General features: G+C 64.4%; 1 protein-coding gene. It reads left to right on the plus strand.

Going from position 1 to position 1,051, the window contains the following annotated elements; all coding sequences use genetic code 11:
- Positions 1 to 1,051, plus strand: a 1,051-nt coding sequence (locus tag AC1DT2_RS24310) for an alpha/beta hydrolase (protein ID WP_477299306.1), incomplete at both ends; no start/stop codon positions are given.

Below are 1,051 nucleotides of genomic sequence, written 5' to 3' on the forward strand. Positions count from 1 at the left end.
ATCGAGAACACCGAACGGCGGCGTGACATGACGGGGCCGACGACGGTCGCCTCCGACAAGGCCATCGCGCCGCGCGTCGGGGGCTCGTCGGTCTTTCGTGCGTTCATCGCGAAGCAGCTCATTCCGGAGATCGGTCGCCGCTACAGGGTTAATGCCCATCGCGGCATCATTGGTGAATCGCTCGCGGGGCTGTTCTCAGTAGAGAGCTTCCTGCGTGAACCTGATTTGTTCGATACGGTCATCGCGATCAGTCCCAGCCTCTGGTGGAATGACGGGGCTTTGCTGCGCGAAGCACCCGCGCTGCTGAAGCACCAGCCACGCGGCAAGCGTCACCTGTTCCTTACCTCGGCGGACGAAGACAACATCGCGCCGAACGTAGCGAAGCTCGCCGCAATGCTGRGGTTGGAAGCACCGGCGGGCCTGGACTGGATCTACGTGCCGCGTCCGGAAGCACACCACGACACGATCTATCTCGCTTCGGAAAAGTTCGCGCTGCGTCGCGCGTTTCCTCCATCGAAATTTGCTGCTTCGACGCAGGACAATCAGCGACGGGTACTTTTCATCGGCAACAGCCTGACGTACGTCAACAATTTACCATCCGCCTTTGCGTCCCTGGCACCGGAAGGCGCGCACCTCAGCGTCGACATGATTGCGCGGGCCGGCGCGGCGCTCGAGGATTACGACCACGACCCGGTGGCGATGCGGGCGCTGGCGACCGGAGGCTATACGGACGTGATTCTCCAGGAGCGCGGTGGCAATGCCATGTGCGCACCCGGTTGCGAGAAGCGTCTGACGGCATTCGCCCGAACGGACCAGTCGACGGTCGCACTCGCTCGTGATGCGCGCGCCGCGGGCGCCCGCGTGTACTACCTGGGAACGTGGCAACGCGCCAACCGCGAGGTCAGCCAGAATGAGGTGAGGGGAGAGCGTCGTATCGCGGCGCTTGCGGGCGTGCCGTTGATCGAGTTCAGCGAAACGCGCCGGCGGCTCGTGGAGAGCTATCCGGAGGCCGCGTGGACGCACAAGGACGGCGAGCATCCCGGGCGCACGA

This window comes from Luteibacter sp. P4_E6 (genome assembly GCF_056401535.1).